Here is a 14,034-nt window from a genome sequence, read left to right as displayed (position 1 = left end):
TTGCGCCGCTTTTGCGGCGAGGCGGCGGGCGAACCACACTCGCCTACTTCACCACCTTCGGCCCGATCGCATCCGTCTGCACCGCTCCGAGCAATGCATCATCCCGCACACGTCGCGCCTCGCGTGCCGTAAAACGTTCCTTCAACCGCAGGAACGGCTTCTCGACGAAGAAGTAGCTGGCCGTCGCGGCCAGCAGCGCCCACACGATACCGAGCGGGAACGCATGCGGAACTGCCAGATCGGGATTCGCGAACGGCTGCTGCCACAGATACAGGCTGAACGAGATGGTGCCGACGAACACCACCGGCGCGGCCCTCAGCCACCGCGCGCACCAGAACTCGCTGCGGAAATTCAGCACGACGATCATAATCGCGATCAGCGCGGCCTCGAGCGTCACGCCGTACGTCGCATTCCAGAAGCCGCCGAGCCGATGTTCGGCGACGGGCATCGCGAACAGCACGATGAAGACGAGCGCCGTCACGATGCGCGACTCGGCGCGCCATGAGCGAATCCACGCTTCGAGCCGTTCGCGGTTGAGCGCCGCGTAGCAGCCGATCAGGATCGGATCGACGCCCGTATGCAGCATCATCCCGAGCTGGCCGCGCAGCGCCGGCGCAATGCCGTAGGTGAGCGCGCGCACCAGCGGCACGACCAGGATCAGCGCGGCCAGCCAGCGCGTGCCGCAACGTCGGGCGCCGTACACGAACAGCAGCGGCCAGAACCAGTAGAACTGCTCCTCGAGCGCGAGCGACCAGAAATGGCCGAGATACCACGCGCCGGCCGGATGCAGCGTGTTGTCGCCGGCCAGCCCGAACCACGCCGAGTAGTTCCACAGATGCAGCGCCGCATACAGCCACTGACGGCGATCGACATCGAGCCAGCCGGTGAAGGCAAGCACGCCGACGGTCGCGAGATATACGTAGCAGGCCGGCCAGATCCGCAGCGCACGGCGCACGTAGAACGACGTCAGTGCGATCCCGCCGGTGCGCGCGAACTCCGCACGCAGCACGTTGGTGATCAGGAAGCCGCTGAGGACGAAGAAGATCAGCACGCCGAGCCGGCCGTCGGCGATCAGCCTCAACGGCGCGAACCAGCCGGTGTAGCCGCCCGGCAGCATGTGCTCCGCATGGCCGACGACGACCATCGTGACCGCGACGGCGCGCAACCCGGTCAGCTGCTTGACGCGATGGTTCATCGGCTCGTTTCCCGTTGGCACGGTGGAGGAACGGTATGAAGGCCGGCGCCCGCGACCGGCTCGCCGATATGTCGCCGGGATTTTGTCTGAAAAATATCGGAACGAAATTGCTTCAAAAAATTTCGATGCGTCTGTCAGCGCGGCACGCTGCGCGCCATGCACGGTGCCGGCCGGCACACCGCGGCCGGAATGAATGGGCATAATGACAAGCCTTGTCCGGCAATGGCCGGTCCGATGCCGACACAACGAATTTGCGGCGCCGCAATATCCGCGATACCGGCGCTGCGTTATTCCGGGCGCACACGGCCCGTGCCTCGTCCGTTCTCCTGCCGACCTTCATTCGGAGCCTGCCTGTGTACCCACCGATCGAACCCTACGCCCACGGCCACCTCGACACCGGCGACGGCCACCGCATCTACTGGGAGCGCTGCGGCAACCCGTCCGGCAAGCCCGCGGTGTTCCTGCACGGCGGCCCGGGCGCAGGCTGCAGCCCCGACCATCGCCGCCTGTTCGATCCCGAACGCTACGACATCCTGCTGTTCGACCAGCGCGGCTGCGGGCGCTCGACGCCGCACGCAAGCCTCGACAACAACACGACCTGGGACCTCGTGGCCGACATCGAGCGGCTGCGCGAGATGGTCGGTGCGGAACAATGGCTCGTGTTCGGCGGCTCGTGGGGCAGCGCACTCGCCCTCGCCTACGCGGAGACGCATCCGCAGCGCGTGAGCGCGCTCGTCGTGCGCGGCATCTTCACGATGCGCCGCGCGGAGTTGCTGTGGTACTACCAGGAAGGTGCGTCGTGGTTATTCCCGGACCTGTGGGAGGAATTCCTCGCACCGATCCCGGAAGCCGAGCGCGGCGACCTGATGGCCGCATATCATCGCCGGCTGACGGGCGACGACGAAGCCGCGAAGCTCGAAGCCGCGCGCGCATGGAGCATCTGGGAAGGCCGCACGATCACGCTGCTGCCCGATCCGGCATTGGCCGCGCACTTCGCGGACGGCCACTACGCGCTCGCGTTCGCGCGAATCGAAAACCACTACTTCGTGAACCGCGGTTTCGTCGACGAAGGCCAGTTGCTGCGCGACGCGCATCGCCTCGCCGGCATTCCGGGCGTGATCGTGCAAGGCCGCTACGACATCGCGACGCCCGCGCGTACCGCGTGGGACCTCGCGAAGGCATGGCCCGATGCGACGTTCGAGATCGTGCCGGATGCCGGACATGCGTACAACGAACCAGGCATCCTGAGGGCGCTGCTCGCCGCGACGGACCGGTTCGCCGCGTAAGCGGCAACGCCAGGCGGCGCGTTGCGGCCGGCAATGGGCAATGCCGGCCTGCACGCGCCGCCTGCTCAAAGCGCGGCTTCGACGATCGTCCGGCCGCGGATCGCCCGCTCGACGAGCTGTTCGTCGCCGACCTTGCGGATCGCATCGTCGAGCAATCCTTCCGGCTCTTCGGTCGCGACCTTCAGCAGGCCCGACAGGCCGCGCGCGTCGAGCACCACGAGCGTCTCCATCGAATCCGCGCGGCTCACGAGCACGCGACGGAACGCGGGGCCCGCACCGAAGCTCGCGCACAGCGCGATCGTCTCGTTGCCGAGCGTGTAGTCGAAGTTCTTGATCATGTCTGCCGCCGTTGCAAGGGAATGGCCACGCGCGACGGCGCGGCGCCGTGACGTCGACGCACCCGCGCGTGCCGCCGGCGCGGGACCATGGCCCGGTCCGTTCGCCGGCATCACCATGCTAGGCGGGCAGTATTAACGAAGACTTAAACGGCCGGCGAGCACGGCGCCGGCCCGCTCATCCCGCGTGGCTCACGGCGTATCGAGCGGTTCGACCGTCACGCCGACCTTCAGCTCCTGATCCGCGCCGCCGCCGCGAATCACGCCGCGCAGCGGCGTCACGTCCGCGTAATCGCGGCCGATCGACAGCATCACGTAATCGTCGCCGGGTGCACGGTCGTTGGTCGGGTCGAGCTGCAGCCAACCACCGTCTTCGGGCCACGCCGGGTCGTATACGTCGACCCATGCATGCGATGCGTCCGCGCCGATCAGTCGCGGCTGCCCGGGCGGCGGCTGCGTCAGCAGATAACCGCTCACGTAGCGCGCGGCAAGCCCGAGCGAGCGCAACGCGCCAATCATCACGTGCGCGAAATCCTGACAGACGCCCTTGCGCAATCGCAATGCATCGAGCGCCGTCGTCGTGATGTCGGTGCTGTTCGGCGTATACGCGAAGTCGGCGTGAATTCGCCGCATCAGGTCCCACGCGGCCTGCACGAGCGGCCGCCGTGGCGTGAAGCTGGCGGCCGCATACGCGGCCAGCTCGGGATCGCACGCCACGTGCGGCGACGCGAACACGAACTCGCTCGCCGCGTCGTACGGCTGTCCGGCACGAAACCGCAAGCGGTCGCGCACGGCCTCCCATGCCGTTGCATGTTCGGCGTCGGGATGCGCGATCGCGGGCGGCGGCGCGCCGCGTGCGCCCTGCGACCAGACGGGCGCGCTCACGCGCACCGTGCTGCGGCTGCGCACGAGCAGCGCATCGTGAGGCTGGTTCAGCGCGAACGATGCGCGCGCGTTGCCGAACGCGTCGATCTCGGTGCCGACCGTTTCCGGTGCGGGCTCGATGTCGAGCGCGAATGACAATACCTGCTGGCGCGGCGTCGCGAGCGGCTGCAGCCGTGCCTGGTGCTGGGCGGATTCGACGCGTGCGGCATAGCGGTATTCGGTATCGTGCGTGACGCGCAGCACGCGGCCGGCCGCGACAGCAGCCGGCGTTGCGGGTGCGGCGGGCGTCGCGGCCTCCTTCGCGCTACCGTGACCGGTCGCGGGCGACGTCTTCGCCGCGTGTTTCGGCGTCACCATAGCGTCCTGCCCGCCTCGCGCACGTGGCTGAAATAGCGCTCGCCGATCCGGTTCGACAGATCCCACACGGCCTTCACAGTCGTGTCGAGTGCATCGAGCAGCTTGTCGTGGCGGCCGTCGTCGCCGGTTTCGCACAGTTCATGCAGCGACCATGCGGGCACATCCGGAATCGTCTCGGCCAGTTCGGACAGCGCATAGCCCTCGCTGCGCTCGACCTTCGTCAGCCGGCCGCGCAGCGCTTGCACGACCCAGCCGAGCGAACGCGGGTTGTCGGTGTCGAGCACCACGAGCGACAGCAGCGGCGCGACGTCGAAACCGCGCTGGAAGCGCGAGCGAAACGTGATCGTGCTGTCGAACAGTTCCAGCACGAGCTCGAAGCCGTCCTGCCGGTGCACGGCGCCATCGTCGAACGCGAACTTCAGCACGCTGCACAGGAAATCCAGCCGGTCGATCTGCCGGCCGATCGACAGCAACCGCCAGCCGTCGTCGCGCGTCATGTTGTCGGTCTGCGCGCCGGTGATCGCGCCGAGCAGCAGCCCGAGCCGCTCGAGCAATTGCAGCGCCTCGTTGCCCATTTGCTCCTCGGCTTCCGGATGATCGGCGCTGTCGGCGAACAGTTGCGTCGCATCGTCGATCAGCCGCCACTGATCGCTCGACAGCCGTTCGCGGATCGCGGCGGCGGCGGCGCGCATCCCGAACAGGCACGACGCGATGCCCGACGTGCGGTCCGCGCCGCGCGTCAGCGATGTCGCGAGCGTGTGCTGGAACGCGCGCGGCGCATCGACGGCATTCGGCGCGTCGGGCGCGATCAGTCCCGTGTCGCGGCACAGCGTGTCGAGCAACTCGAGATGTGCGGGACTGTCGACGTCGTCCTCGCCGCGCAGCCGTTCGAGCGCGGCGCGCGCGAGACGCATCAGGTTGGTCGCGCGCTCGGTGTAGCGGCCGAGCCAGAACAGGTTCTCGGCCGCGCGGCTCGCGATCGCGCGCGGGCGCTCGACCAGATCGTCGGGGCCGAGACGGGTCTGCAGCAGCGTCGTCGAATCGACGATGCCTTCGGTCATCACCCACGTATCGACGGTGCTGCCGCCACGCGGCATCGGCGCGTTGAACAGCGTATCGCGCGTGCCGACCCGCGACAGCCCGCCCGGCAGGAGCCGCCAGCGTTGCGCGCCATCGGCGAGCGCGAACACGCGCAGCAGCAGCGGCTTCGGCACGATGCGCGCGCCACCGGCCCCGTCGGGCGCGCCTTGCCCCGGCCAGGTCGGCGCCTGCGACAGCGGCAGGTCGGCCTGCACCGTGTAATGCTCGGGCCGGTCCAGGATTCGCGCACGCCATTCGGCCAGTTGCGCCGGCGTGAGCCGTGCGCCGATCACCGGGTCGAACGCGCCGCCGGCCTGCGCGTCGGGCGGATACGACGGCTTCACGATGCTGCGCGCGAGCTGCGGCAGCGCGTCGTCGCATGCTGCCGCCTCGCCGCACCACCACGAATGCACGGCGGGCAGCGTCAGCGTTTCGCCGAGCAGCGCTTCCGCGAGGCGAGGCATGAAGCCGAGCACGCCCGGCGATTCGAGGAAGCCCGAGCCCGGCGCATTCGCGAGCAGCACGTTGCCCGCACGCACGGCCTGCAGCAGCCCCGGCACGCCGAGCAGCGAGTCGGGCCGCAGTTCGAGCGGATCGAGCCATGCGTCGTCGACGCGCCGCAGGATGCCATGCACGGGTTCGAGCCCGCGCAGCGTCTTCAGAAATACGCGGTTGTCGCGCGCGGTCAGGTCGCCGCCCTCGACGAGCGTCAGGCCGAGGTAGCGCGCGAGATACGCATGCTCGAAATACGTCGCGCTGTGCGGCCCCGGCGTCAGCAGCACGATCCGCGAATTCCTGGCGGCAGGGCTGAGCGCCTGCAAGCTCTGCAACAGCGACCGGTAGGCGGACGCGAGCCGCTGCACGCGCAGCCCGCGGAAGCCGCGCGGAAAGAGCCGCGACACGATCAGCCGGTTCTCGAGCAGATAGCCGAGGCCGGCCGCGCCCTGCGTGTGCTGCGCGACGATCCGCCATTGCCCGTCGGGGCCGCGCGCGAGGTCGAACGCGACGACGTGCAGCCACGTATCGCCCGGCACGCGTGCGCCGCGCATCGCGCGCAGGTAGCCCGGATGCCCGGTCACGAGCGCGGGCGGCAGCAGCCCGCGCTGCAGGATCGTCTGCGGCCCGTACAGGTCGACCATCGTCGCGTTCAGCAGCCGCACGCGCTGCAGCACGCCCCGCTCGATCGCGACCCAGTCCTCGGGCGTGACGATGAGCGGCAGCAGGTCGAGCGACCACGGGCCGGCGGCGCCGTCGCCCGCGCGTTGTTCGTGAAGCTGGTAGAACAGGCCGTTCTCGCGCATTCGGCGCTGCAGCGCGTCGGCGCGGCGGTCGAGGTCGGCCACGCCATCGCTGCCGATCGACGTGAAGAAGCTGCGCCATGCAGGTGCGAGCAGCGGCGCGGTGAGGCCCGCGGCGCTGCCGCGCAGTTCGTCGTAGCGGCCAGCCGCGGCCGGCGCCGCGAGCGCGGCGGCCAGTTCCGCGGCATCCGGCTGCGCGCCGGTATCGAAGAGCGTGGGCATCGCGTCGGCGTCGGCGAGATCGTCGGGGTGAATGGGCGGCACGGTCGGTATCGTTCCGTCGTCAGGGTGCGGACGCGCCCGCGCGCCGCCGAATCGGCGGCCGGGCACCGCGGACGCGACGGGCGGCCGCGTTCTGCCCGCATCCTAGCACTCCGGCGGGGCCGCCGTCGGCCGGCGCGCCGGGAGGTCGCGAACCGCGCATCGTCGTCCGTTCGTTCATCCGGGGATCAGGGCCGTCGCAGGTCGAGCGTGAACGGGAATTCGCGACTCGGCGCGGCAGCCGACACGTCCATCCGCCCCGGCGTGTGCCCCATCGCGACAAAGCGCGCGAGCCGGCGGCTCTCGGCCTCGTACGCGTTGACCGGAAACGTCGCGTAGTTGCGCCCGCCCGGATGCGCGGCGTGATAGCGGCAGCCGCCGAGCGAGCGTTGCAGCCACGTGTCGACGATGTCGAACGTGAGCGGCGCATGCACGCCGATAGTCGGGTGCAGCGCCGACGGCGGCGCCCACGCCTTGTAACGCACGCCCGCGACGTATTCGCCGACGGTGCCGGTCGGCTGCAGCGGCAGCGCGCGGCCGTTCACGGTCACGACGTGCCGGTTGTCGTTCAGACCGGTCACACACACTTCGAGCCGTTCGACCGACGAATCGACGTAGCGCACCGTGCCGCCGATCGCGCCCTCCTCGCCCATCACGTGCCACGGTTCCAGCGCGCCGCGCAGCGACAGCTGCATTCCGTTCACCGCGATCTGGCCGAACAGCGGGAAGCGGAATTCGAAATGCGGCGCGAACCAGGCTGGATCGAACGCGAACCCGGCGTCGCGCAGCTCGGCCAGCACGTCGTCGAAATCCATCTTCAGGAACGCGGGCAGCATGAAACGATCGTGCAGCGCGGTGCCCCAGCGCGTAAGCGGGGTCGTGTATGGCGCGGCCCAGAAGCGCGCGACCAGCGCGCGCAGCAGCAGTTGCTGCACGATGCTCATCCGCGCATGCGGCGGCATCTCGAACGCGCGCAGTTCGAGCAGGCCGAGCCGTCCGGTCGGCGAATCCGGCGAATACAGCTTGTCGATGCAGAACTCGCTGCGATGCGTGTTGCCGGTCACGTCGATCAGCAGGTTGCGCAGCACGCGGTCCACAAGCCACGGCGGCATGTCCTGTCCGTACAGCAGCTTGTTGCGCTGGATTTCCGCGAATGCGATGTCGAGCTCGTAGACCTGGTCGTTGCGGGCCTCGTCGACGCGCGGCGCCTGGCTCGTCGGACCGATGAACAATCCCGAGAACAGATACGACAGCGACGGATGGTTGTGCCAGTAAGCGATCAGGCTCGCGAGCAGGTCCGGGCGGCGCAGGAACGGGCTGTCGGCCGGCGTCGCGCCGCCGAGCACGAAGTGGTTGCCGCCGCCCGTGCCGACGTGCCGGCCGTCGACCATGAACTTCTCGCTGGACAGGCGGGTCTGCCAGGCAGCGTCGTACAGGAATTCGGTCTGGCCGACGAGTTCGTCGAAGCTCCTGGCCGGATGGATGTTCACCTCGATCACGCCGGGATCGGGCGTGACCTGCAGCAGCTTGAGCCGTGCGTCGCGCGGCGGCGGATAGCCTTCGAGCACGAGCTTCACGCCGAGCGCATGCGCGGTCAGCTCGATCGCGGCGAGCAGATCGAGATAGTCCTCGAGCGCGGCGAGCGGCGGCATGAACAGGTACAGGATGCCGTTGCGCACTTCGGCGCACAGCGCGGTACGCGTGATCCATGCGGCCGATTCGAAGCGCTCGGGGCGGCGCTGCGCGTCCGGCGCGCCATGCGCGTGCCGTTCCCCGGCGGCCGTGCCGTCGCTGCGCCACTGCATGACCGTTTGCACGGGCGCTTCGCGATGCGCGCCGGCCAGGTAGCGCGGCGCGTCGGCCGTGCCCGCATGACGCGCGCGAAACGCGGCCGCGTCCGGAAGCGCGTCGCGCGGCGCGAACGGATCGCGTTCGATCAGGTACGGATAGTCGGCGCCGGCGACCCACGGCAGCGAATCGAGCGCCAGTCGATAGCCCATCGGCGAATCGCCGGGCACGAGGTACATCCGCTCGTCGCGGAAGAACCACGGCCCCGTCTGCCAGCGCGGGCCATCGAGGCCCGGCCGATCGCGGCCCGGCCGATCGCGGCCCGGCACATCGTCCGCACGCTTGATCGGCAGCACATAGCCGACCACGCTGTCGAGCTGCTGGTCGAACACCTTGCGCAGCCGCGCGCGTTCGAGCTCGTCGTCGAGGCGCGAATCGAACGGATCGACGTTGACGGGCAGCCGGCGCTCGCGCCACAGGTAGTACCAGACGTCCTCGTAGCCGGGCCGCACGAATTCGTCGGTCAGCCCGAGGCGCGCGGCCAGCGCGTCGATGAAGCGCTTCGCGTCGTCTGTCGTGCACGCGGACGGCTCGCGCTCGTCGGCGAACAGCGACGGATCGTGCCACACGGGCTGGCCGTCGGCGCGCCAGAAGATCGACAGCGCCCAGCGCGGCAACTGCTCGCCCGGGTACCACTTTCCCTGCCCGAAATGCAGGAAGCCGCCTTCGCCGTATTCGGCGCGCAGCCGCTGCACGAGTTCGGTCGCATAACCGCGTTTGGTCGGACCGAGCGCGTCGGTGTTCCATTCGGCGCCGTCGCGATCGTCGATCGATACGAAAGTCGGCTCGCCGCCCTGCGTGAGCCGCACGTCGCCGGCGCTCAGCGCATCATCGACCTGCGCGCCGAGCGTGCGCACGGCGTCCCACTGCGACTCGGTATACGGCTTCGTCACGCGCGGCGATTCGTACACGCGCGTCACCGTCATCTCGTGCTCGAACGCGACTTCGCATTCGTCGATCAGCCCTTCGACCGGCGCCGCGCTGGTCGGCTGCGGCGTGCAGGCGAGCGGGATGTGCCCTTCGCCGGCGAGCAGGCCCGAGGTCGGATCGAATCCGATCCAGCCCGCGCCCGGCAGATAGACTTCGCACCACGCATGCAGGTCGGTGAAGTCGACCGACGTGCCGCTCGGACCGTCGAGCGCCTTCACGTCGGGTGTGAGCTGGATCAGGTAGCCGGACACGAAGCGCGCGGCGATGCCGAGATGCCGACACAGCTGCACGAGCAGCCATGCGCTGTCGCGGCACGATCCGGATGCGAGCTCGAGCGTCTGCTCGGGCGTCTGCACGCCCGGCTCCATCCGCACGAGATAGCCGATGTCGTGCTGCAACTGCTGGTTCAGCGCGACGAGGAAGTTCACGGTGCCGGCCGGCGTGCGGTCGACGCCGTCGAGGTACGCCCGGAACAGCGGCGCGGCGCTCGTCTGCGGATCGCATGCGAGGTACGGCGCAAGTTCGGTCTTCAGTGCATCGTCATAGTTGAACGGATATTGCTCCGCGCTCGCTTCCAGAAAGAAGTCGAACGGGTTGTACACCGACATCTCGGCAACCAGGTCGATCGTGATCTCGAAGTGTTCGGTGCGTTCCGGAAACACGAGCCGCGCGAGATAGTTCGAGAACGGATCCTGCTGCCAGTTGATGAAGTGCTGCGCGGGCTCGACCGTCATCGAGTACGCGACGATCGGCGTCCGGCAGTGCGGTGCGGGCCGCAGCCGCACGATCTGCGGGCCGAGGTTGACGGGCCGGTCGTAGCGGTAGCGGGTGGTGTGATGCAGCGCGACGTGAATAGGCATGGGAGAGCCGCTCGGTTCGGGTTGGGCCGGCCGCGCGCGCCGCGCCGCCGTCGCTGCGGCGGCCCGGCACGGCGGATTCGGCGAAGGGATGCGTCAGACCAGTTCCGGCGACTGCACGACGCTGATCTCGATGCCGACGGTGCTCGCACCGAGCCCCGTCACCGGCTGCGCGTCGCGCGCGTCGAGGCCGACCGCGATGCGCACGTAGCGCTCGTCCGGGCAGCGGTTCATGAACGGATCGAAGCCGACCCAGCCGAGCCCTTCGACGTAGGCCTCCGCCCACGCATGGCCGGCCGGCTGCTGCATCAGCGCGGCGGCCTGCGGTTGCCCGCCGAGCGCCGCCTGCGGCAATCCCTGCGACTGCGCGGCGTGCGATGCGCCGAGCACCTGCTGCATGCCGTCGCCGCTTTGCAGTGCGAGCGCCTCCTCTTCCTCGTCGCCGCCGACGCTCTGCTTCGCGTCGGCGATGCGCTGCATCGCGCTGTCCGCGAGGACGTAACCGGAGATGTAGCGCGCGGGCACCTTCAGCGCGCGCGCGGCCGCGATGAACGCATGCGCATGATCGCGGCTCGTGCCTTCGCCGCTTTGCAGCGCGGTTTCGGCATCGACCGGCGTATCTGCCAGGTTCGGCGCGTACGCGATGCGGCCGTGCACTTCCGTCATCAGCCAGTGCAGCGCGTCGAGGCTGTGCGGCTCGATCGGCAGCGCCTGCGTGAGCGCGCGCACGGTGTCGCCCGCCTTCGTGAGCGCGGTCTCGCGCTCGAAGATCCACGGCGGCGCATAGCCCTCGGGGTTGCCGAGAATGCCGGCGCGGTCCTGCGTCTCGACGACGCCGGCCGCGATCACGACGATCTCGTTCTTCGCACCGCGGTCGTGGCGCACGAGGTCGATCCGGTTGCCGAGCCCGTCCGCGTAGGACAGCGCCGGCTCGACGCCGTCGATCGTGACCTGCCACGCGCGCACCGTCTGCCCCGGCCCCGATTGCGGGCGCAGCCGCAGCCGTTGCAGTGCATGGGTGGCTTGATCGTCGAACTGATAACGCGAGATGTGTCGGATGGCGAGTCGCATGGCGAGCCTCAGTCGAAGTTGTACGCCTGGGCGATGTCGATCCCGAGGCTGTTGTTGCGGCCGATGAAATCGGTCAGGAACTCGTGCAGGCCGCTCTTGAAGATCCGGTCGACCGAGGTGTCGGACAACATCTGCAGAATCTTCGTGGCCGTGTCGTGACACGGGTGTGTCACGCCGTAATCCTTCGCGAGCAGGTTCAGGCTCGACACCACGCGCCCGTAGCAATAGCGCAGCGAACGCGGCATGCGGCCGTTCAGGATCAGGTAGTCGGCGATGTTCATCGGCTTGTACTGCACGTCGTACACCCAGCGATACGACCGGTGCGCGGCCACGCAGCGCAGGATCGTCTCCCACTGGTAGTTGTCGAGGATCGTGCCGACGTGCGAGACCGATGGCAGCAGCAGGTGGTATTTCACGTCGAGGATCCGCGCGGTGTTGTCGGCCCGCTCGACGAACGCGCCGATCTGCGCGAAATCGAAGATCTCGTTGCGCAGCATCGTGCTGTAGAAGCTGCCGAGGATCAGCGCGGTTTCGCGCTTCACGCCGTCGAGCACCGCCGGCAGCCCGCTCTCCGGCACCGGCTGCGCGAGCGCGTGGCGCAGCGCGAGCCATGCGCCGTTCACGCTCTCCCACGCCTCGCGGGTGAGCGCCGTGCGCACCATCCGCGCGTTCGAACGCGCGGCCTCGATGCACGACAGCACGCTCGACGGATTGTCGCGGTCGCGCAGCAGGTAGTCGGTCACGGTATCGGCGGCATATGCGTCGTACTTCTGACGATAGCCGCCGTCCGCGCCCGAGCTGACCAGCACCGACGACCATTCGGCCGGCGCGTCGGACGTGCGCGTGAGCGCCATCCGCAGCCCGGCATCGACGATGCGCGCGATGTTCTCCGCGCGCTCGATATAGCGGTACATCCAGTAGAGACCGCTCGCAGTTCGTCCCAGAAGCATCTCGTGTCCACTCCGTCTTCGTTCGGTTCGCGCGCCGGCTGCGGCGCGCGCGGTCGTGCCCGGCTCAGTCGGCCAGCACCCAGGTGTCCTTGGTGCCGCCGCCCTGGCTCGAGTTGACGACGAGCGATCCCTCCTGCAGCGCGACGCGCGTGAGCCCGCCCGGCGTGATGCGGATCCGGTCCGACACCAGCACGAACGGCCGCAGGTCGACGTGGCGCGGCGCGAGGCCGGCCTCGGTCAGGATCGGCGTCGTGGACAACGCCAGCGTGGGTTGCGCGATGTAGTTGGCGGGACGCGCGCGCAGCTTCGCGGCGAACGCCTCGAGTTCGGCCTTCGATGCACACGGACCGACCAGCATCCCGTACCCGCCCGAGCCGTGCACTTCCTTCACGACCAGTTCGTCGAGATGGTCGAGCACGTATTTAAGGCTGTCGGCCTCGCCGCAGCGCCAGGTCGGCACGTTCTCCAGCAGCGCCTTGCGGCCCGTGTAGAACTCGACGATCTCCGGCATGTACGAGTAGATCGCCTTGTCGTCGGCGATGCCGGTGCCGGGTGCGTTCGCGATCGTGATGTTGCCGGCGCGGTAGACGTCCATGATCCCGGCGACGCCGAGCACCGAATCTGGGCGGAACGTAAGCGGATCGAGAAACGCGTCGTCGACGCGGCGGTACAGCACGTCGATCGGCCGGAAGCCTTCGGTGGTGCGCATCGCGACGCGACCGTCGACCACCTGCAGGTCGCTGCCCTCGACGAGGTGCACACCCATCTGGTCGGCGAGAAACGAATGTTCGTAGTACGCCGAATTGTGGATGCCGGGCGTGAGCACGGCGATGGTCGGGTTGTCGGCGTTGCCGCCCGGCGGGCACACGGCCGCGAGCGACTGCCGCAGCATCTGCGGATAGGTCTCGACCGGGCGCACCTTGACCTGCTGGAACAGCTCGGGGAAGAGCTGCATCATCGTCTCGCGGTTTTCCAGCATGTACGACACGCCCGACGGCGTGCGCGCGTTGTCCTCCAGCACGTAGAACTCGTTCTCGCCGGTGCGCACGATGTCGACGCCGATGATGTGCGTGTAAACGTTCCCGGGTGGCCGGAAATCGATCATCTCCGGAATGAACGCCTCGTTGTGCGCGATCAGGTGCTTCGGCACGATGCCGGCGCGCACGATCTCCTGGCGGTGATAGATGTCGTCGAGGAACGCGTTGAGCGCCATCACGCGCTGCTCGATGCCGAGCGACAGCCGGCTCCATTCCGCACCCGAGATGATCCGCGGCACGATGTCGAACGGAATCAGCCGCTCGGCGGCCTGCGCGTCGCCGTACACGGCGAACGTGATGCCCGTCCTGCGGAACACGCCTTCCGCATCGTGGGCCTTCTGGGCGAGGCTCGCAGGGTTCTGCGTGTCGAGCCACTGCTTGAGGCGCGCGTAAGGCGCCCTCACCATGTCGCCGGATTGCAGCATTTCATCGAATGGCTTCATCGATCTTTTCTCCATCGATCGTTTTCCCCGGCATTGCGCATGCCGGACCGGCGTACTGACTGCCTCGCAAGGACCGTGCCTTGCGATATTCCCTCAGGTCCCCCTTTTTGTCGCACGGCCGGCACGCCTGCGCGGCACGCCGCACCACCATGGTGCGACGCATGGCGCAAGACGCGCCAGCGGCGTGCCGTGGCGCGCGCA

At 68.8% G+C, this 14,034-nt stretch carries 9 protein-coding genes; 1 reads left to right on the top strand and 8 read right to left on the bottom strand.

Going from position 1 to position 14,034, the window contains the following annotated elements; genetic code table 11:
• Positions 1–43: 43 nt before the first annotated feature.
• Positions 44–1,195 carry an acyltransferase family protein gene (locus WI26_RS19320; protein WP_069226850.1) on the bottom strand — a complete coding sequence of 384 codons (1,152 nt, stop codon included), beginning with the start codon at positions 1,193–1,195 and terminating at the stop codon, positions 44–46.
• Between the two features lie 353 nt (positions 1,196–1,548).
• On the opposite strand from WI26_RS19320, the gene pip reads away from it, so the two are divergent.
• Positions 1,549–2,481: a prolyl aminopeptidase gene (pip, locus tag WI26_RS19315; protein WP_059539527.1), complete on the top strand. Its 933-nt coding sequence runs from the start codon at positions 1,549–1,551 to the stop codon at positions 2,479–2,481.
• A 65-nt stretch (positions 2,482–2,546) separates the two neighbouring features.
• On the opposite strand, the gene WI26_RS19310 is transcribed toward pip, so the two are convergent.
• The 7 genes from WI26_RS19310 to WI26_RS19280 form a co-directional block, all read right to left on the bottom strand.
• Complete coding sequence (locus WI26_RS19310; protein ID WP_059510440.1) at positions 2,547–2,819, bottom strand: hypothetical protein; 273 nt, start codon at positions 2,817–2,819, stop codon at positions 2,547–2,549.
• Between the two features lie 189 nt (positions 2,820–3,008).
• Positions 3,009–4,058, bottom strand: coding sequence for a transglutaminase family protein (locus WI26_RS19305; RefSeq protein WP_069226849.1), 1,050 nt, complete (start codon positions 4,056–4,058; stop codon positions 3,009–3,011).
• Positions 4,052–6,658 carry a circularly permuted type 2 ATP-grasp protein gene (locus tag WI26_RS19300; RefSeq protein WP_069227789.1) on the bottom strand — a complete coding sequence of 869 codons (2,607 nt, stop codon included), beginning with the start codon at positions 6,656–6,658 and terminating at the stop codon, positions 4,052–4,054. The genes WI26_RS19305 and WI26_RS19300 overlap by 7 nt, the downstream gene beginning before the upstream one ends.
• Before the next feature lie 227 nt (positions 6,659–6,885).
• Entirely contained in the window at positions 6,886–10,335 is a 3,450-nt protein-coding gene (locus tag WI26_RS19295) for a DUF2126 domain-containing protein (RefSeq protein ID WP_069226848.1), read from the bottom strand.
• A 93-nt stretch (positions 10,336–10,428) separates the two neighbouring features.
• The gene (locus WI26_RS19290; protein WP_069226847.1) at positions 10,429–11,403 is read right to left on the bottom strand and encodes a transglutaminase family protein; all 975 of its coding nucleotides are present in this window, start codon (positions 11,401–11,403) and stop codon (positions 10,429–10,431) included.
• Between the two features lie 8 nt (positions 11,404–11,411).
• The gene (locus WI26_RS19285; RefSeq protein WP_059466306.1) at positions 11,412–12,353 is read right to left on the bottom strand and encodes an alpha-E domain-containing protein; all 942 of its coding nucleotides are present in this window, start codon (positions 12,351–12,353) and stop codon (positions 11,412–11,414) included.
• A 64-nt stretch (positions 12,354–12,417) separates the two neighbouring features.
• Complete coding sequence (locus WI26_RS19280; RefSeq protein WP_059450610.1) at positions 12,418–13,833, bottom strand: circularly permuted type 2 ATP-grasp protein; 1,416 nt, start codon at positions 13,831–13,833, stop codon at positions 12,418–12,420.
• Between the last annotated feature and the right edge of the window lie 201 nt (positions 13,834–14,034).

This window comes from Burkholderia diffusa (genome assembly GCF_001718315.1).
GTDB classification, from domain to species: Bacteria; Pseudomonadota; Gammaproteobacteria; order Burkholderiales; family Burkholderiaceae; genus Burkholderia; species Burkholderia diffusa_B.
Note: the sequence above shows the minus strand (reverse complement) of the source record. Positions and strands in the feature narration are given on the sequence as shown.